This window comes from Paracoccaceae bacterium (genome assembly GCA_033344815.1).
GTDB lineage: Bacteria > Pseudomonadota > Alphaproteobacteria > Rhodobacterales > Rhodobacteraceae > Roseobacter.
Genome location: JAWPMR010000001.1, coordinates 4,331,230 through 4,350,583, shown reverse-complemented (window position 1 = coordinate 4,350,583; position 19,354 = coordinate 4,331,230). Strand labels below are relative to the sequence as shown.

Annotated in this window: 15 protein-coding genes; 12 read left to right on the top strand and 3 right to left on the bottom strand. The window is 54.4% G+C overall.

From position 1 onward, the window contains the following. Positions 1-482 precede the first annotated feature (482 nt). Positions 483-1,478, top strand: coding sequence for a Stealth CR1 domain-containing protein (locus R8G34_20220; protein MDW3225184.1), 996 nt, complete (start codon positions 483-485; stop codon positions 1,476-1,478). A 346-nt stretch (positions 1,479-1,824) separates the two neighbouring features. Beyond that, the gene (locus tag R8G34_20215) at positions 1,825-2,973 is read left to right on the top strand and encodes a lytic murein transglycosylase (GenBank protein MDW3225183.1); all 1,149 of its coding nucleotides are present in this window, start codon (positions 1,825-1,827) and stop codon (positions 2,971-2,973) included. Between the two features lie 29 nt (positions 2,974-3,002). Here the strand turns inward: R8G34_20215 and rarD are convergent, their stop codons facing one another. The 3 genes from rarD to R8G34_20200 form a co-directional block, all read right to left on the bottom strand. Further along, positions 3,003-3,911: an EamA family transporter RarD gene (gene rarD, locus R8G34_20210; protein MDW3225182.1), complete on the bottom strand. Its 909-nt coding sequence runs from the start codon at positions 3,909-3,911 to the stop codon at positions 3,003-3,005. Between the two features lie 111 nt (positions 3,912-4,022). Continuing rightward, positions 4,023-4,613 carry a L,D-transpeptidase gene (locus R8G34_20205; GenBank protein ID MDW3225181.1) on the bottom strand — a complete coding sequence of 197 codons (591 nt, stop codon included), beginning with the start codon at positions 4,611-4,613 and terminating at the stop codon, positions 4,023-4,025. Positions 4,614-5,001: 388 nt separating this feature from the next. Further along, complete coding sequence (locus tag R8G34_20200) at positions 5,002-5,490, bottom strand: fasciclin domain-containing protein (protein ID MDW3225180.1); 489 nt, start codon at positions 5,488-5,490, stop codon at positions 5,002-5,004. Positions 5,491-5,616: 126 nt separating this feature from the next. Between R8G34_20200 and R8G34_20195 the strand changes: the two genes are divergently transcribed. The 10 genes from R8G34_20195 (at position 5,617) to R8G34_20150 (ending at position 17,376) form a co-directional block, all read left to right on the top strand. Next, positions 5,617-6,456: a DUF6502 family protein gene (locus R8G34_20195; protein ID MDW3225179.1), complete on the top strand. Its 840-nt coding sequence runs from the start codon at positions 5,617-5,619 to the stop codon at positions 6,454-6,456. Further along, on the top strand, positions 6,446-7,375 hold the full coding sequence (locus tag R8G34_20190) for a DUF5666 domain-containing protein (GenBank protein MDW3225178.1): 930 nt from the start codon (positions 6,446-6,448) through the stop codon (positions 7,373-7,375). The genes R8G34_20195 and R8G34_20190 overlap by 11 nt, the downstream gene beginning before the upstream one ends. Before the next feature lie 443 nt (positions 7,376-7,818). Next, the gene (gene urtA, locus R8G34_20185; protein ID MDW3225177.1) at positions 7,819-9,105 is read left to right on the top strand and encodes an urea ABC transporter substrate-binding protein; all 1,287 of its coding nucleotides are present in this window, start codon (positions 7,819-7,821) and stop codon (positions 9,103-9,105) included. Between the two features lie 75 nt (positions 9,106-9,180). Beyond that, a complete protein-coding gene (gene urtB, locus R8G34_20180) occupies positions 9,181-11,106 on the top strand; it encodes an urea ABC transporter permease subunit UrtB (GenBank protein MDW3225176.1) in 1,926 nt (641 codons plus the stop codon). A 4-nt stretch (positions 11,107-11,110) separates the two neighbouring features. Then, positions 11,111-12,277: an urea ABC transporter permease subunit UrtC gene (urtC, locus tag R8G34_20175; protein MDW3225175.1), complete on the top strand. Its 1,167-nt coding sequence runs from the start codon at positions 11,111-11,113 to the stop codon at positions 12,275-12,277. Next, entirely contained in the window at positions 12,274-13,023 is a 750-nt protein-coding gene (gene urtD, locus R8G34_20170) for an urea ABC transporter ATP-binding protein UrtD (protein MDW3225174.1), read from the top strand. The genes urtC and urtD overlap by 4 nt, the downstream gene beginning before the upstream one ends. Further along, positions 13,016-13,711, top strand: a complete 696-nt coding sequence (gene urtE, locus R8G34_20165) for an urea ABC transporter ATP-binding subunit UrtE (GenBank protein ID MDW3225173.1) — start codon at positions 13,016-13,018, stop codon at positions 13,709-13,711. The genes urtD and urtE overlap by 8 nt, the downstream gene beginning before the upstream one ends. Before the next feature lie 755 nt (positions 13,712-14,466). Then, on the top strand, positions 14,467-15,225 hold the full coding sequence (locus R8G34_20160; protein MDW3225172.1) for an IclR family transcriptional regulator: 759 nt from the start codon (positions 14,467-14,469) through the stop codon (positions 15,223-15,225). 81 nt (positions 15,226-15,306) lie between these two features. After that, on the top strand, positions 15,307-16,707 hold the full coding sequence (locus R8G34_20155; protein ID MDW3225171.1) for a selenium-binding protein SBP56-related protein: 1,401 nt from the start codon (positions 15,307-15,309) through the stop codon (positions 16,705-16,707). Next, a complete protein-coding gene (locus R8G34_20150) occupies positions 16,708-17,376 on the top strand; it encodes a hypothetical protein (GenBank protein ID MDW3225170.1) in 669 nt (222 codons plus the stop codon). It begins immediately after the preceding gene. Positions 17,377-19,354 lie beyond the last annotated feature (1,978 nt).

The window sequence follows — 19,354 nt, the reverse complement described above, 5'->3', positions numbered from 1 at the left end:
TCGTCAAAGTGCAGTTGATCGCAAGAACTTGGCTCAATCAGAAGTAGTGTAGCCGTTTTTCGGGATAGAGCAACGTTCACCGGACGCGATACCAAACGGTTTGCGCATGCTCCCGGCCGTGGTGCGGGTCTTGGAAAAAAAGTATTGGCATCTGGATAAGGCAAGCCGCTCTGTGGGACCCATGATCCGGTATCAGGCGGGCTTCATTCGGCGCATTGCGAAGCGCGGTCCATTCACGTGGATTGCTCACTTGCTAAGAAGCGGTTTTGGCGGCCGCAAAAAGCAGGCGATTTTCACAAAATTGGTGTTTTGCCCTATGCTCTCTTAACACCCGTCAGAAGCGGTCAGGTGACGTGTCATAACTGCACCTCAAACTCTCCCTGCACCGGAATGCGCATCACGGCACATGAATTGCGAACAGCCCTACCAACTCAATGGCTCCAGCCTATGTTACAGCGTCGACAGATGAGACTGCGAGAAGAATGAATACATTGAAGAAAAATCTGGAGCCCATCGACGCGGTAATTACCTGGGTAAATGGAAATTCCCAAGAACATCGCAACAAGCGCCACGATCATATGGCAAATGTTGAACTCCCGTTGCATCAAAACGCTGTCAATCCGCATCGTTGGATTTGCAATGATGAGATCCTCTATTGCCTTCAATCCATTCATAATTATGCACCATGGACGCGAAAAATCTGGATCGTGGTAGACGAAGCCGTCCCGGATCTGGCCAGCCTGCCTGCTGCGCTGACGGCAAAAGTACATTTTGCGTTTCACAACGACATTTTTGCAGGCTTTGAGGACGCGCTGCCGACATTCAATTCTTTGGCGATAGAGAGCCTGATCTGGCGGATTGAGGGGTTGAGCGAGTGCTTCATGTATTTCAACGACGATGTGTTTTTGACATCTCCACTGGAGTCATCGGACGTTTTCAGGGACACATTCCCGGTATTACGCGGGAAGTGGGTGGATTACAGCGCCCTGGCCGACAACCCTGAAAATCAAGAAGATCCCGCGAAATTCAACCACTTCATGCAGATTAACGCGGCCAATATCATGGGTTTTGATGCATCTCGCTTGTTTCGAGCGGCCCATGTGGTTCATCCGCTCAAACGTTCCAAAATGGCACGCCTGTTTGAGCAGCACAAAAGAGCTTTTGAACGCAATATCAAACATCGGTTCAGGAACCTTGACCAGTTTTTGCCTCAGGGATTGCATAACCACGCATGCATTGTGGATCACGAGGCCATTCTGCATGAAGTGAGGGATCACCTGCATATCAAAAGCGGTCACGGCAAGGGATGCTCTGTCACAGAAACCAGAGCGCTCCTGTCACGTGCCCAAAATTCGGAAGTAAAATTTATATGCGTCAATGACTTGCCGCAACTGGAACAGGTGATGCCTGATGCACGTGATTGGCTTGGTCGTGTTGTGGGCGGATTTTCGGATGTGCAGGTCAGCGATGTTCAATAGTGTATGCATCCGCTCTTTCGTATGATTTCCGCGCCATGAAATTCGTCACCAGAAATCTGGCTCAAAACATGGATGGGAAATGTGGCAATGCACAGACTTTTGGACTGCAAAACAGAGTGTTTGGACACGCCTGGCACAGATCAAGCGCCGCGCAGGTTGCAAAAGCGGGTGCCTTTTCCAAGGTGAAAAGACTGAAGCCAGCTTCCCGACCTTGTTCGCCGTTGCAAACCAATGTGCCCCCTCAGCAGGAAACAGCCGCCTCATAACGCCCTTTGCAACAACAAAACCTGTAATCTCGCGTCTTACTACGCTATTGGTTGCAAAAAACAATTGAGGCGGCTTTGACATGACATTCACGAGACGATGGTTTGGAATTTCCCTCCTGGCTTCGAGCTTGGCAGCCTGCAGTAATGGGTTGTCATCCACTTCGAACCGTCCAACCAGAACGACTGGTCTGCCGGACGATCTGCGGCCTGTCGCGAATGCTGGCTATGATGCGTGGGTTTCGGCATTTCGCGCGCGCGCTGGAGCGCAAGGCATTTCCGAAGCCACATTGAACGCAGGTTTCAATGGCACTGGTTACTTGCCGGGTGTCATCAAACGCGACCGTAATCAAACTGAATTCAAGCGCAGCCTCGAAGACTACCTCGCGATCGCGGTTTCAGACGAACGGGTCAGCAAGGGGCGAGCGGCCTATTCTAAGTATGGCGCGACGCTGGATGCTTTGGACGCTACTTACGGCGTGGATGCGAAAATCATTGCGGCCATATGGGGTCTGGAGAGCTTTTATGGCGAACGCCGGGGCGATGTACCTGTCGTTTCGGCCACATCGACACTCGCTTATGATGGCCGACGCGGCGTCTTCTTTGAGAAACAGTTGATAGCCGCCTTAAAAATCCTGCAAAGCGGCGATGTGCCCGCAAACCGCCTGGTCGGCAGTTGGGCAGGCGCGATGGGTCACACCCAGTTTATTCCAACGTCTTATGAAGCCTTTGCCGTCGATTTTACAGGCGACGGACGGCGCGACATCTGGTCGGATGACCCCAGCGATTCTCTTGCTTCCACAGCGGCCTATCTCGCTCGCAATGGTTGGACACGGGGTTTGCGATGGGGTGGCGAAGTGGGCAACAACGCGCCTGCCGGCAATATTATTCAACCACAACCTGGCGGGCCCCGGTTTTCAGTAACAAGCAATTTCCGAGTGATAAAAAGATACAATAATTCAGATGCTTATGCCATTGGCGTCGGACATCTTGCCGATCGGATTGGTGGTGCTGGCCCCTTGATTTCCACATTTCCCCCCGACGAAAACGGAATGACAAAGGCAGATCGAAAGGCATTGCAGGAAGCGCTCAGCGCCAATGGTTTTGACACACAAGGCAGCGACGGCGTCATCGGGCCAAACACCCGCGACGCCATCCGTGCATATCAGGCCAGTCAGGGTCTGAGCGCAACGGGTACGCCCTCCTTGGAGCTGTTACGCCGCCTGCGATAGGCAGGCCTCACGGCGCAGAGAAATATCTGTTATGCTCTTGCCGCGGCTTTATTGCGGCGCGCTTCACGCACCAGCGAGATCGAATAAAGACAGAGCGCCAACCAGATCAATGGGAACGCAATCATGCGTGCCGGGCCAAAACTCTCTCCGAAGACAAAAACAGCCACGAGAAAAATCATGGTGGGCGCAATATATTGCAGCATCCCGATTGTAGAAAGACGCAACAGCTTGGCCCCGTTTGCGTAAAGCATAAGCGGGACCGCCGTCACGACGCCACAGCCCAGCAAAAGCCAGGTATCCGCGGGGGTACCCATCAGGAAATGCCCCTCACCCTTGATGCTTTGATAGAGGATGAACCCAATTGCCGGTGGCGCAAGCAGTAAGACTTCGAGCAGAAATCCTTGATTGGGACCAACCGGCAAAGATTTTTTGAAATACGCATAAAACCCCCAGCTGACCGTCAAGGCCACGGCAACGACGGGCAATTCACCAGTTTCGATGGTCAGAATGATAACGGCTGCCGTCGCCAGTGCGATCGCGGCCCACTTCATCCTGTTCAGTTTTTCTCCCAAAAGGACAGCCCCCAGGAAGACGCTGAAGATCGGGTTGATATAATAACCCAGCGCCGCATCAAGCGCGTTGCCCGAAACAATCGCCCAAATATAAATGGTCCAATTCACCGAAATGAGCGCCGCCGTGACAAAGGCCATTCCGAGGGTTTTGCGCGATTGCAACGCCGCGCGCAGGTCAGCGGTGCGTCCCAAAATCAACAGTACAATCGCCGCAATCGGAACGGACCATAGAATACGATGTGCCAATACTTCGATTGGCGCAAGATGCGACATTGCTTTCATGTAGATGGGCAGAAATCCCCAGAAAACATAAGCCGATATGGCAAATGCAAACCCGCGCGGGCTGTCAGTATTCGTCGCCTTCACGGGCAGTCTTTCTGTTTATCACCTTACAGCAGGCACGCTGCGTTGGTGATAAACATGAAAAACCATGGCGCGCAATAAGCGCAGCAATTCTAGACCTTTCCCGCGCCGGGGTCAGGCTTGCAAAATCGGATGCAAAACCACACGAGAATTCATCGGTACGCGGTCATAAAGTTCAATCATTTGGTCATTTATGAGCCGGGCACAGCCATTGGACACGCGACGGCCGATTGTTTTAGGCTCGTTTGTGCCATGAACGCGCAGGAACGTGTCGCCGCGTCCGGGCTGAAACAGGTACAGTCCGCGAGATCCCAATGGATTGTTGAGACCGCCCGGCAGACCGTCTTTATATTGGGCATAGCTCTCCGGATCACGTTCGATCATCTCCGGCGTCGGGGTCCAGCTTGGCCATTCCTTCTTGGCGCCGACAAAGAATTCGCCAGCTTCATACAAAGCTGTACGACCAATGCCTACGGAATAGCGAATGGCCTTCTTTTTTGGCAAAGTCCAATAAAGTGCATATTGTCCCGGATCCACATGGATCTCGAAGGGCGCGAAATCATTCTTGATCCGCACTTCACGAGGCAAAAATTCTTCCGGCATATTGTAATCAGGCAGTTGCGCGGGAACCGCCGCCTGTGCCGCGTGCCCCCCAATTAAAACCGCACCACACCCTGCACCTATCAAAAACTCACGACGTTTCACAAAAATTCCCCCAGTTCAAAGCGGCCCAATCGCCGCGCTATATTCAATTTCCAACCACACTCTCGCAACCGTTTTGGCAAAGAACGGTTTCGCCTGTGTTAAAATCATCAATAACGCCCAGCATAACAGAAAACAGACTTACTGAATGGTAAAATATGCGCGGGGGGTATTGTTAGCGCACGCATCACACGTCGCGTCCTGGAAAAGGAAGCACCAAAAAGCCTTTTGCGTCTGAACGCAGAAGAACCAAGGTGATGCTTTCCAGTTTTGTATGTGAGCGTTCCTGTTGACCTTTGGGGCGGGTCGAAACCAATCAGAGAAAGAAAATTCCCCGCCCCGAGGTCAGCCCAACTCACGACACCATCATAGCTGGTATTGTCGACCGTGGTTACGGCAATAGCACGCTGTCGATGACGTGGATCACACCATTGGAGGCTTCGACATCTGCGCTGATCACGTTTGCCTTCTCGACTTTCACACCGTTGCGCCCATCGACATGAACCTTTTTACCGTTCACCGTCGCCACGCTCAGCCGCTTGCCCGCAAGATCCGCCGCCATGACCTTTCCCGGTAGGACGTGATACGTCAGGATGCTCGTCAACTGGTCCTTGTTTTCAGGCTTCAACAACGTTTCAACCGTACCGGCCGGAAGCGCCGCAAAGGCTTCGTCTGTTGGCGCAAAAACCGTAAAGGGGCCATCGCTCTTGAGTGTATCCACCAGATCCGCAGCGCTCACGGCTGCCACAAGCGTGTTAAAAGATCCTGCAGATTGGGCGACTTCTACGATATCGGGATCTTGTGGTGCCAGCGACGCGCAACCGGAAACAGCGAGTGTGGCTGCAACCACGGAAGCTTTTAGAATACTGCGAAATTTCATGGGATGGACCCTCCTTGAATAGTTTTGTGTGCATTTTGCACACTTAGTACGCCGTGAATTGGCTCAAACTTTGTGGATGGCAACTATTTTGTGGAAAAACTTCACACCGGGCATCATGTTACTCCCATGGCAAGCCCCGATCCATTCTCCAAGTCCGGCTTATTTGACCGCTCATTGAGGCGCATTCTAAAGCCTTTGGTACGCGCCCTGATCGCTCAGGGCGTGACGGCACCAGCACTCTACAGCATCGTGAAACAAACCTATGTGGATGTCGCCGCGCAACAGTTGGGTGCGGAAGCGACGGACAGCCGGGTTAATGTCATGACCGGCGTTCATCGCCGCGACGTAAAGGAGTTTCGCAACCGCGATCGATCCGAGGACAACGCGGTCAGCCAGAAAATATCTATTCTCTCCTCTGTCATCGGACGCTGGCTTTCTGAGCCTGCCTACCAGAACGGTGACGACCCGGCCGTCATTCCCAGATTTGGCGAGGATGTGGGAAGCTTTGAGGCACTTGTGCGCTCCGTCAGCCGCGACATTCGCCCCCGCACTGTGCTTGATGAACTGCTCCGGCAGCAAATCATTTCCGTCGCCGATGATCAGGTAACTTTGGTGCTGGATGGTTTGATTGGAGCGGGCGATACGGATCAGAAGTTACATTTTTTCGGGCATAATCTGGGCGACCATATGCAGTCTGCCGTGGACAATCTGCTGTCCGAGCCCTCACCGCACATGGAACGCGCCGTGTATTACAACAGCCTCAGCGCCCAATCCGTGTCTGACATTGAAGAAGAAGCGCGCATCCATGGTCACGAAGCGCTGCGCAGGATCAACGCCTTCGCGGCGGCACGCCAATCTGAGGATTTAAAGACCGGACCTGATGCACATCGCTTCAGATTTGGCGTTTTCTTTTATAAAGAAGACGAAGATGCTGAAATAAGAGGGATTCCACCGGATGACGATTGATACCCTGTCGCGCCGCGCAGTCATGGCGGGATTATCAACAGCATTTCTGCCTGGTGCCGCTTGGGCACAATCCGCCAAACGGGACGTCGAAGGCGGAATCGGCGGCACCGGTATCGTGGGCGTTTTGACGCATTCCGAAAACCTGATCGTAAGCGGTAACCGCTTGGAAACCGATACTCTTACAAAATTCAGCGATGGTTTTGGCCAGATTGATCGCAAGGATCTGATGATCGGAGACAGCCTGACCGTTGAGGCCGCCGGATCACCAGACAACCTTGTGGCCAGACGCGTTCACGTCACATATCCGCTTGTCGGGCGGGTCAGTTCCGTTTCAGCCGATGCATCAAGAATTGTGGTAAACGGGATTGATGTAGCGCTCGAGACCGCGCTGAGCGATATCACTGTCGGTCTGCGTGTCGCAGTCTCTGGGCTGTGGCGTGGCACAAGCGTGATTGCAAGCCGGGTGGCCCCGACCAGGTCGCAGCGCGATTTGATCTCGGGCGACGTGAGGCGATCATTTGGCGCTGTTCGCTTGGGTGAGACTGATATCCGTGGACGCGGTGTCGCCAGCTTGGCGGGTGGCTCATTTGCCACCATCATAGGGAACTATGAAGCTGCGCGCAGCCGGATCCAGGCCACCGACCTCGTGAGCAACCGCTTTGTCGGCGCGGCAGGAGCCTTGGGCCAGCTGTCGATTGAAGGGTATCTCGAGCCTGTCGCAACCGCCCCTGGATACCGCATTGCTGGCCTCGGACATAGCTTTGCGAATAATCTGCAACTTGCTGAATACGAAGGGTCGCGGGTTTTGTTTAACGGACCATACACAGGGAAGTTTGCTGCCGAACGCGCATTGGTGTTACCCAACAACCCCCAAAGGCGCAGGTCGCTTCTGGCCAAGCTCAGCCAGAATGCGGGTTAAATTGATGGATGCACCTGATGCCCGCGTGAGGTTCCAATGCCGCCAAAGCAACACCTAAAACCTCGGGAACCCTAAACAATTTTGCGCTGCAAGCCCATCTGCGCACATAAAAAACATCACAGGCCCGCATGCCCAAGAAGCAGTCAAGATTCCCTCAAAGCTCAAATTTTGCGCATAAGTCTATATTTTAATCGATGCTCTTTTTGAAACCCCACGATTCACGCCTGTTTAACAGGCGCGGACTGGCAAATTGTGTCCGCTTGCGTCGAACTGTCCATGCTCTTTGGAGCGCAGATCCCGCGGGGCGGATTATCCTTCAGATACTCTCCGTCATGCGACTACACACAACTGTTGCGGGTCCTGACGATATTCGTTGGACCATTCGAGGAAGCGCTGCTCGCGGTTTCCGACCCACCCGCAGCGATAACAGGGACGATAGATTTATGGCTCGCAAGCTGAAATTAACTGCAATTACTGCCGCTGCTCTGATGGGCACGTCGACACTGGCATGGGCGGAATGTGCCGATCCTATCAAGGTTGGTGTTCTGCACTCGCTTTCCGGAACAATGGCGATTTCCGAAACCACACTCAAAGATACCATGCTGATGCTGATCGAAAAGCAAAACGCAGCCGGCGGCGTTCTGGGTTGTCAGGTCGAAGCGGTTGTGGTCGATCCGGCCTCTGATTGGCCGTTGTTTGCCGAAAAGGCGCGCGAACTCCTGACCGTGCATGAGGTCGATGTGATCTTTGGCAATTGGACAAGCGTAAGTCGCAAATCCGTTCTGCCTGTGATCGAGGAATTGAATGGCCTGCTGTTCTACCCTGTCCAGTATGAAGGCGAAGAAAGCTCCAGAAATGTTTTCTACACCGGTGCCGCCCCGAACCAACAGGCGATTCCGGCGGTGGATTATTTCCTTGAGGAACTTGGCGTCGAGAAATTCGCACTTCTGGGTACGGATTACGTGTACCCGCGCACCACGAACAATATTCTTGAACAATATCTCAAGGACAACGACATCGCGGCGGACGACATCTTCGTAAATTACACGCCTTTTGGACATTCTGACTGGGCAACAATCGTCGCTGACGTTGTGGCCTTGGGTGAAGATGGCAAGCAGGTTGGTGTGATTTCCACAATCAACGGCGACGCCAACATCGGTTTCTACAAGGAATTGGCAGCGGCGGGCGTCTCGGCAGATGATATCCCCGTTGTGGCGTTCTCGGTGGGTGAAGAAGAGCTTTCCGGACTGGACACGTCCAATCTGGTTGGTCACCTGGCCGCTTGGAATTACTTCCAGTCGGCTGAAACTGATGCCAACGCTGAATTCATCTCAGCATGGAAGGACTTCGCCGGTGAAGAGCGCGTGACCAACGACCCAATGGAAGCGCATTACATCGGCTTCAACATGTGGGTAAATGCGGCCACAGCGGCAGGCACCACCGATGTGGATGCAGTTCGCACCGCCATGTATGGTCAGGAATTTCCGAACCTGACCGGCGGAACAGCTGTCATGCTGCCAAACCATCACCTCGCCAAGCCGGTTCTGATAGGTGAAATCACCGCTGACGGTCAATTCGACATCATTTCCCAGACCAAAGAGGTGCCCGGTGATGCATGGACCGATTTCCTGCCAGCCTCCAAGGTTCTGACCTCTGACTGGAAGGAACTGGGCTGCGGCATGTATAACATCGAGACCAAAACCTGCGTTCAGTTGACCTCGAACTACTGACCCTTTTCTGCGGGGCCGGGCATTCTTGTCCCGGCCCCGCACATCACGACCATTCTTCCACCGAAAGCCAGAATTATGCGCCGCGTCCTTCTTGCCATCGCCCTGTGTTGTGGCAGCGCCTTTTCCGCCAACGCGCAAGATCTGCAACAACTCCTGCAAATCCATGCTGACGAGGTCTCTAAACCGTCGCGCAGAACAGTGAATGTGCTGTTGGAAGATCTGAGCGCTTCAGGTCTGCCCCAAGTCACTGAATTTCTTGAAGAATGGGCCGCCAGAAATGTATGGAAACGCGACGACGGTCAGTTTTTCATTGCCACGGCTGATGGCGACAACCTCGCGCTGAAAGACATTGATACCGGCGCTGAGAGCAAAGCGCCTAAATCCGATTTCACCAATCTCAAGCCCAATGGTGGTGTACGCCGCGTGATCGGCACCGCGCTTGTTCAGTTTCAACTGGAAGATCCTGACCTGACACGGCGTGAAACGGCCGTGGCCTCCATCGCGCGCCGTCCCGACGCGTCACAACTGGGCCCGTTGATTGCTTCCATCGATGGCGAACCTGACCCCGCCCTGAAAGCCCGCAAGACACAATTGGCAAACTTCATGACGGCGCGGTTTGGAGACACACCCGAGGATCGTATTACCGCGATTGCCAGTCTGGCCGAAGATACAAGCGTAGAAGCGCGCAGTGTTCTTAATCAGATCCTGACTGTGGAAGCGGGCGTGGCTGCGACGCCACCGCAGGGCAATGTCGCACAGATTCTCGATCCCTTGACGGCTCCGGATGCATTTTATGCACAATTGGTTGACGCAGGATTTGCCCCACCCCGCACGCCACCAGATGTCATTCGTGCCGCGTTGGAGCGACACATCGAGGCGGGGCGTGTAGGAGATGTTCCCGTCGCACAACTGAACACCGACGCTGCACGCGAACGTGCTTACGCACAGCTTGCCAGGGCGGAGCTTGAACCTCCCTTGATTACCGAGCAGACCCGCGACGCTACTTTAGGTGCTTATGTTTTCTACGAAATCTATGATGAAACAGACGCCGCCATTACCGATGCCGCCGCTGCCGCGCTGGCGTCCGTCGAGCAGAGGGTCGGCGTTGAACAGACCATTGATCTGGCGATTGACGGTCTGTCTCTGGCGTCTATCTACTTCCTAGCTGCCATCGGGTTGGCCATCACATTTGGCGTCATGGGGGTCATCAATATGGCCCATGGCGAATTCATCATGATGGGGGCTTATACGGGCTATGTGGTGCAATTGTTCATCCCCGATTACACCGTCTCGATCCTTGTGGCCTTGCCGCTGGCCTTTGCGGTGACCTTTGGCGCGGGCGTTGCGATGGAACGCCTTGTGATCCGTCACCTCTACCACCGGCCGTTAGAAACCCTGCTCGCGACATTCGGCATTTCCGTCGCTTTGCAACAGCTGGCTAAAAATATTTTTGGCACACAGGCGCGCCCCCTCACTTCGCCGGGCTGGTTGGACGGGGCCTGGGTGATCTCGGATGTCATTCAGGTCAGCTACATCCGCATCGCCATCTTTGTACTGGCCTTGATTTTCCTCACGCTCATCCTGTTCGTTCTCAAACGCACCCGGTTGGGGCTTGAAGTCCGCGCGGTGACGCAAAACCCCGGCATGGCGGCCTCCGTGGGGATCAACCCGGATCGCATCAATATGCTGACCTTCGGATTGGGCTCCGGCATCGCGGGAATTGCAGGTGTGGCCATTGGGCTTTACGCCAAAGTGACTTCCGAAATGGGGTCCGAATACATCGTTCAAAGCTTTATGACTGTGGTTGTCGGCGGCGTTGGCAATGTCTGGGGGACACTTGCGGGCGCCTCAATGATCGGCTTCCTGCAAAAAGGCATTGAATGGCTTAACCCCTCCAACACATTGGCGGCACAAACCTATATGATCCTTTTCATTATCCTGTTTATTCAATTCCGACCCAAGGGCATCGTCGCACCCAAGGGCCGTGCGGCGGCGGATTGACCCCATGAAAAACACCTTCATCGCTCAAAACCCATCCGTACTCTGGTTCCTCGCCGCCCTCGGTCTCTTTACGGTCATCGTTACGCTGATGTCAGAGGTGACCGGCGTGGGCATGATCTCCACGTCCTTCGTCAAAACGCTTGGGAAAACGCTTTGTCTGTGTCTCATTGCCATCGCAATGGATGTGGTCTGGGGTTATTGCGGGATCCTGTCACTGGGTCATTTCGCCTTCTTCGGGATCGGTGGATATGCCGTGGGCATGTGGCTGATGTATGCGCGCACCGAAGGCATCGTGCTGGAAAGCCTCTCAGGCCAGACGCTCCCTGCTACGCCGCAGGAAATTTCAGACGCCATTGGCAACCAGATCTTTGGCGTGGTTGGCAGCTCTGAATTCCCGCTGATCTGGGCCTTCGCGGACAGCCTGTTCTTGCAATTGGCCATGGTCGTGCTCATCCCCGGGTTGCTGGCGCTGGTCTTTGGCTGGCTGGCATTCCGCTCCCGCGTGACCGGCGTCTATCTGTCAATCCTGACCCAGGCGATGACATTGGCGCTGGCACTTTATCTGTTCCAGAACGACAGTGGTTTGCGCGGCAACAACGGCCTGTCAGGCCTGCAAAACATCCCCGGTTTCGAGGCCACGCCGCAAGCCACAATCTCCATCGTTTTCTTCATTGTTTCGGCCTTGGCATTGGCCGCAGGCTATGTGTTCTTCGCCTGGGTCCTTTCGGGAAAGATGGGCAGCGTGGTCAAAGGCATCCGCGACAATGAGGCTCGCGTGCGTTTCCTCGGATACCACGTCGAAAGCTACAAACTCTTCATCTTTACCATCACGGCGGTGGTTTCCGGCATCGCCGGCGCGCTCTATTACCCGCAGGCGGGGATTATCAATCCCGGTGAAATCGCACCCATCACCTCCATTTATCTTGCAGTCTGGGTCGCCATTGGCGGCCGCGGCAGGCTTTACGGCGCGGTGATCGGTGCCGCTCTTGTCTCGCTGCTGTCAAGCTGGTTCACCGGGGGCGGCGCACCAGACATCAACCTTGGTTTCTACACGATCCAGTGGACCGACTGGTGGCTCGTGCTGTTGGGCGTTTCCTTTGTCGCCGTCACATTGTTTTTCCCCAAAGGCATTGGCGGGCTCTTCGATTATCTGGTCAGGAAACCCTCATGAGCACGCTTCTGGAAGTCGATGGTGTCACCGTCACATTCGATGGTTTTCGCGCCATAAACAGCCTGTCGATCCAATTTGCCGAGGCTGAATTGCGTGCCATCATCGGGCCTAATGGCGCTGGCAAAACCACCTTTATGGACATCGTCACGGGCAAGACAAAACCGGATGAAGGCCACGTGATCTGGGGTGAGCGCAACATCTCGCTTTTGGGTATGTCTGAAAGCGAGATCGCGATGGAAGGGATCGGCCGCAAATTTCAGAAACCCACCGTATTCGAGGCGCAAACCGTGCGCCAGAACCTCGCCATGGCGCTAAAGACCCCGCGCGGCCCATTCGCCGTTCTGATGCATAAAAAGACCTCAAGAAACGCGGCCCGGATCGAAGAGATTGCCAGCGAAATCGGACTGTTGGACAGCCTGACCCGCATTGCCGGAGAACTCAGCCACGGCCAGAAACAATGGTTGGAGATCGGTATGTTACTGGCACAGGACCCTCGCCTGCTGCTGGTGGATGAACCTGCCGCCGGCATGACCGTAGAGGAACGCGAGAAAACCACGGATATCCTGAAAAAGGCGGCCAAGACACGGGCCGTTGTTGTCGTGGAGCACGATATGGAATTCGTGCGCCGCCTCGATTGCAAGGTGACCGTGCTGCATGAGGGGTCCGTTCTGGCCGAGGGCAGTCTGGATCATGTCACATCAAATCAGACTGTGATCGATGTCTATTTGGGACGTGGTCATGCTTGAAGTGGAAAACCTCGATCTGCACTATGGTCAAAGCCAGATCCTTTACGATGTCTCGCTAAAGGCCGCACGGGGCGAAATCACCGCACTGATGGGTAACAACGGGGTCGGTAAGACCAGCCTTCTGAAGGCCATCGCCGGACGGCAGGCTGCCTCCAAAGGTGAGATTTCCGTTGGCGATCAATCCTGGCGGAAGATCCCTGCGGTTTTCGCAGCGCGCGCCGGAATTGCTTACGTGCCCCAGGGCCGGGAAGTCTTTCCGATGATGAGCGTGCTGGAAAATTTGCAAACCGGCTTTGCATGTTTGCCAAAGACGGAACATTTCGTTCCTGAAGCGGTGTTTGACCTGTTTCCCGTGCTGCGCGACATGCAGGCGCGCCGGGGGGGGGATCTGTCCGGCGGGCAGCAACAACAGCTTGCAATCGCAAGAGCGCTGATCATGAAACCCAAGGTTTTGCTTCTGGATGAGCCGACGGAGGGAATTCAGCCCAATGTCATCGAACAGATTGGCGATGCGTTGCGCAAACTGCGAACGGTTGGAGACATGGCCATCGTGCTGGTCGAACAAAACGCTGACTTTGCCTATGCGCTTGGCGATATTTTTATCATTCTGGAGCGTGGTCGTGTGAAGCGGCGCAACGCCAAATCCGCTTATTCCAAAGAAGCTTTGATTCAAGATCTCGCGCTCTGATTTAAAGTCGAGATCACAAACTCTTTCGCCCATTTGGGATAGTGTGGGTGTTACCCTCGGGATCAGGCGAACTACGTGAATTGTCCGATTGGAACGCCTTTGCAAACTGGCATAGATCGGCTGTTTGCAAATGTCGCCTGATCCGGAACGCGCGAGTTGTGACAATGAAACGGCCCACGCGTGCATCCTCTCATCACTTTGTGAAAAACCCGCCCTGGATGCGACATGCAAATGACCGGCAACGCTAATGTCACGCTCAGCCTATGCAGCGTGCCGTTGAAAGCATTCCGTTCAATAGGCACCGAAGAATGCGACGCGCAGTTGCCAGCCCCTCGATTGGTGTAACCTCACACTCTAAGATCCAAGTCCGCCAGATAAAGCTTCCATGGAGTGGAGCAGAGTGCGGACGCAGGGAACCGACGAAACAGTTCGCTTCGTGAGCCGTGCCGCTAATAAAACCCGATACGCGAAACACCATTTGTACTGGCGGAAACCCCCTGCGCGCCTCGAGCCGATGCATCGTTTGTTGTTGCCGTAGGATCAGCGCGATCCAGCCCCAGAAGCGAAATTTCACGAACGCCGCACGTGAAGTTGGACCGAAAAAAGCCTCAAGATAAAGGAAATTGCATGTCCTTTGCCAAGGTCACCCGGCTGTTTCGAACCAAAAGGCCGGCACACGGGCATTAAAAACCTTGCATTGTATCGCCGACAGTCTCACCTTTCGAAAACCTCTCTCATGAATTGAGAATCGTTTTATGCATCTTGATCGCCTGACTGCGGTGTTGGAAATTGTGGCTGTTGCGGGCAGACCTGTCTTTGTGTCTGAAATACAAAAGGCAACCGGCCTGCCGAAACCCACATGTTACCGCCTGATCCAGTCTTTGCAGGAGCAAAAACTGCTGGATCAACCCGGCGAAGACGGCAAATACATTATCGGCGAACGATTGATCCGCATCGCGCTTTTAGGGAAAGCTGACCTGGACGTGCGCAGATGTGCAGCGCCCCTGCTCAAGACAGCGGCAGTACAATTCAACGAAACTGTCTTTCTCGCCCGATTCCGCGACAGAAAAGTAGAGATCATACAGGTCGAGACTCCAGATGATCCTGCGCGCGCGTTCATTCACCCGGGCCTTGGGGTGCGACCCATGCATGCCTGTTCGTGTTCCAAGGCGATCGCGGCCTTTGCCGAACCTGCCTTTCAGGACTGTATCCTGTCCAACAGCATGAAACAGTACACTGAACACACCAAGATCACGCCCGACGATCTGCGCGCTGAATTCAGCAAAATCGTCGAGCTTGGGTTTGCGGATTGTGACCAGGAAATCGACCTTGGCATTGCCAGCGTCGCCGCCCCTGTCACCGTGGGAAACATCGGGGCAACCTTTAGTGTCGGTGCGGTAGGACCAATCCGACGTTTTGCAAAGGAATACAGATACGAAATCGGCGGCAAACTGATCAGCCTCGCTCAGAAAGTGAGTGGCGCCATCCAGCTTTGTAACGTCGCGGAGGTGTAGGAGGCACCTTTCAGTACCCGGCCCTCACGGGCCGAAACAATCGGCTCGCCAGTCGGGCTACAAACCTAACGGGAGGAAAATATGAACCTAAGACCAGACCCGACGTTTCACGCGTCGCCCAAACTCGCCATGCAAGCGCCGGTTGAGAATTATGCATTTACCGTCATGCTTAGCCCGGATGGCACACAGTCCGATGGCATCGCCGTCGTGGATGTGAACCCGAAGTCCGACAGCTATGGCCAGATCGTGCATCAGGTGATCGTGCCCAACAAGGGCGATGAATTTCACCATTTCGGCTGGAACGCTTGTTCCTCGTCCCTGTCCCCGCTGACCGGTCATGCCTTTCTGGAACGCCGTTATCTGATCGTGCCGGGCATTCGGTCGTCGCGGATTTACATCATTGACGTGAAAGAACCCCTCAAGGCGAAAATCCATAAAACCATCGAGCCCGAAGAGATTTTCGAGAAAACTGGCTATTCCCGGCCGCACACGATCCATTGCGGGCCTGAAGGCATATATGTCTCTACGCTTGGCGGGGGGGGCGAAGATGGCACCGACGGCCCGCCCGGAATTTTCATTATGGATTGTGAAACCTTCGAGGTCATAGGCCGCTACGAGATGGACCGTGGCAAACAGGACAAACACTATGACTTCTGGTGGAACCTGCCGCAGGATTACATGGTCAGTTCCGAGTGGGGCCTGCCGCCGCAGTTTGAAAACGGCATTGTCGCCGAAGATCTCTTGTCCAACAAATACGGGCATTCGATCCATTTCTGGGACCTGCGCGCGCGCAAGAATATCCAGACGATGGATCTTGGCGAAAACCACCAAATGGCCCTTGAAATCCGCCCGGCACATGACCCGACAAAATCCTATGGGTTCTGTGGCGTTGTGGTGGATACGACAAACCTGCAAGGGTCGATTTTCACCTGGTGGCGTGATGATGACGGGGTGTGGCAGTCCAAGAAAACCATTACCATTGATCCACGCCCGGAGGACCCTGAAAACTTGCCGCCTTTGTTGCAGGGATTCGGAGCCGTGCCGCCGCTGGTGACGGATATCGACCTGAGCCTTGACGACAAATACCTCTATGTCGCGTGCTGGGGTCTGGGCGAGATGCACCAATACGACGTGTCCGATCCGATGAACCCGGTTCTGGCGGGCAAGGTCGAACTGGGCGGCATCGCACGCGGCACCAACCACCCCAACGGCCAACCCTTTGCCTATGGCCCGCAGATGGTGGAGATCAGCCGCGATGGCAAGCGTGTCTACTGGACGAACTCGCTGTATTCCACATGGGACGACCAGTTCTATCCCGATGACGAAGGGGGCCAGATGGTCATGGCGAATGTTGGCGAGAATGGTGGGCTTGAGCTCGACAAGGATTTCTACATCGATTTCCCGAAAGGACTGAGAGCACACCAGATCCGGCTCGAAGGGGGCGACTGTTCCACTGACAGTTTCTGTTATCCGTCGGTCTGAATGGTCTCCGAATTGACATCCGTGGCGGCCCTTTGGTGGGCCGTCATTTTTTCTGGCCTCTATCATGGCATCAATCCGGGCATGGGCTGGCCGCTTGCCGTATCTGCCGCGCTGATGGAACGCGACCACAAGGCCTTGCCCAAGGCCTTGTCCCTGCTCGCATTTGGTCACTTTCTGGCGATGTTGGCGATCCTGCTGCCGTTCTCGGTCATGTTTGTGTTGATCGAATGGGAAGTGCAAATTCGTGTTGGCGCGGGAATTCTGGTTATCCTGATGGGCCTCTATCTGGTCATCAACCGAAGACACCCCAAAATCCTCGCGCGCATCCACCCGGCCCGTTTGGCGCTCTGGTCCTTTCTCGCCGCGAACGCCCATGGCGCGGGTTTGATGCTGGTTCCCCTGTTTCTGGGCCTGTGCGGCATTGATGCTGATACCGGGCACAAAGCGGCGGCAGATTTGATGCAAGGCAATATCCTCACGGCTTTTGCCGTCGCCTTTGTGCATACCCTCGCCATGACCGTCGCGGGTGGTCTTGTTGCCACAGTCATCTATTTCTGGCTTGGCTTGCGGTTCCTTTCAAAAACATGGTTCAACCTTGATCTCCTGTGGGCGTTCAGCCTGATTGTCGTCGGTGCCTTTGGCATATATGCAGCCCTGAACGGTCATTGAGAAACAGTGCCAGCTGCACTGCGTCGGCGTTCCTCTGCTTCGAGGGATGATGCAGGTAACCAACGCTAAAAAGGATAATCTATTACTGTAGGTAGATCGTCTATTTATCTGTGAATAAATGCTTTTAGCTATTTTCAGTTAAAACAAGTGCTAGCTTCTTCCGTTTCAAAACGGCCTGATACGTAGGCGAAAAGGAAATGAAAGCTGAGACGACACCCACGCGGAAACTCTGCTGCAAGATAGGCGTTGCCCCATATCGCCCTCAGTCTGTCCAGAGGTCTCCAAGGGATGGATTTGACATGTAAAAGCCTCCAAAAAATCCGCGCGACGCAGTGTATCCCGAATGCGCGGATGCCTTGGCGGCTCATGCAAGAAAAATATCGAAATCGTCCTGCGCAGTTATCCAAATTTTGTGGTCATGCCTTGCCGTTCCAATTCATTGAGGCGGAGGCTTTTGTCAAAGTGTCGCGTGGTTTTATTGGCGATCGGACCGCCGTTGCCCGCGCGTCGCTTCCATTGAAGGCGTTTCAAGGCTCGGACAATGGCCACTTGCCGCCGCCATGAAATACGGATCCGGATAAGGTTGAGGTTTATCAAAGGACCACAGGCTCGCGGGAGGCAGCTTTCCAAGGCATTCGGGCTGACGCCGATATTCTGGCACATCATGACGTCCGGCATGCTTTCGCAAGGACGGCAAACTGATTACTGCCGTAACCACGCAGGCCGCGGTTGCCACTTAGACGATGCCAGCTCGGTGTTCTGACTTGTTGTCAGACTACACTACGCACTCTCGCTATGCTGTGCAGAAAATCTTGGTCAACGTCGTATTGATTGTGAGATCGTACGACTGGCATGCTTCAATATGGTGGGCCGCGTCGCTTTAGGTTTGTGACCGGCGTCCAGACCAATCCGACTGCTGGTTGGCTACCAGTGCATCTGTCGTGGCTTTCCCGGCTGCGCCATCACCAATGGCGGGCGGCTATTTGATGTCATCAAATAGGCGATCCGGTTAACCAAATATGCGTCTAAATTTTTTCAGTATCTCGCGAATTGCTGTCGCCATCGCGATACCCCTATTAGCGTGGCCGACGGCGGACGCCCGGACTGTTGCTTTCTTCTTTTACAAGAGCCTGTTGTGCGGTTTGGAAAAAACCACGGCCAAGGTCTGCATGGCACTGCCGATTGCCAATCGATCCTGATCGACATCCCAATAAGCATGCTTTTTGCACACCCTCTGAACTTTACCTCCACTTAACCAATCATGGATTTCATGCAAACCATGCCCGCCTTTGCCCTCTGCATCCCGGGTGTCGCGTTTTTAGGCACCGGCACGCCAGCGGCGGTTGTCAAAATATGTTACTTTTATGACGCAGCCGTCGTCCGGGGTGATCTTGCCGGGCCCGCTCGGCGTGCCAGAACGCTTGTCAGAAGCGACGAGCCCATTGGGGCCCGGAAAATGGCATCGGCTGACGCCTGGCCACCTGCAAATCGCTCAGCGCCAGGATCATTGGGACACTCATCTTTTACCTGAGATGATCGTTAGGCCGCGCTGATCGGTCCGAAGGTTCTTTGCACAAAATGTTCTTGAGGTGCTGCAATATGCCAACGGGGGTCGAGGCATATCCGTCTTATTTGTAAGTCCTTTCTATACCATGATCCTTGATCGTATCCTGCAAGGCCAATGCCTGTTTTGGCCTGTGGTTTGATGAGTGCGAGCGCATAGCGGGACTTTCAACACAGACAATTTGAGCAACACCGCGATTTCAATTCGGTGGATGTAAAAAGGTTGGCAACAACAATTGCGTTCCCGCTCCAAGCAGCACTATCGACATGGACCATGCCGCTTCATTTTGAGGCGAACTCACAAGGCAAGCCGTACAATCAAAATGATCGGCTAGCCAAGCCTCACGCGGTGCAGTGCAAACCCAGCTTCTTGAGAACGCGCATGCGCACGGCGTTGATCCCTGCGCCAAGAATG